Source organism: Chryseobacterium lacus (assembly GCF_003336205.1).
GTDB lineage: Bacteria > Bacteroidota > Bacteroidia > Flavobacteriales > Weeksellaceae > Chryseobacterium_A > Chryseobacterium_A lacus.
On the sequence record NZ_QPIE01000025.1, the window covers coordinates 1 to 679 of the forward strand.

The window sequence follows — 679 nt, forward strand, 5'->3', positions numbered from 1 at the left end:
GGCGGCGGCGTATCACCTGAAAACGGCAGCGGCACAATCGGTTGCTGCTCTTGTATCGCGAACGTACCGGCTTTGCTTCGTAAGCCTCCGGTCTGTGTATCAAATTCCCAAATGCACTCCATCCCGCTATCGCCGAGAGCATGGATGACCGGATGAGCGTGCATATCTGTGTCGGGCATGAGGTAGCCAAAACTGACCGCCGTCGGCCAGCCTTTGCCTTTCCTCGTTGACGTACCTTTGGCGACAGGTACGAACACCCCGCCGCTCGTTACATCCCATTGCCAATTAGGCTGATAAAATGGAGCTTTGCTGCTTAATTGATCGCCGTATGCCCCAGCCCCCTCGGGCATAACATCAGGAGTGCTCGCTACATATGGCGTAGTCAGCGGACCGATCATCGTGTCGCCGGCTTTTTTGACATAACGCTTATCAGCTTCGGAAATAGTCAGCGCGGAAACATTGGGGTCAACTTCAATCACGACGCTTTCCGCATGTGTCAGCGCCATTACGAAATTGATAATAATCTCTTTCATTACCGGTGCACCGTCCGCCGGCAATACTGTATCCGGGTAATCACCATATGCCACGAGCACGCCGGCAGCACTGACCAGCCCCACTTCTCGCAGAACCTTTCCGGGGTGTTTTCTTGCTTCGATAACGGTCTGACCGCTAATCATTC

General features: G+C 53.9%; 1 protein-coding gene. It reads right to left on the reverse strand.

Annotated features, from left to right (window positions below; genetic code table 11):
• Positions 1-679, reverse strand: a 679-nt coding sequence (locus tag DQ356_RS11135) for a phage tail-collar fiber domain-containing protein (RefSeq protein ID WP_185123785.1), incomplete at both ends; no start/stop codon positions are given.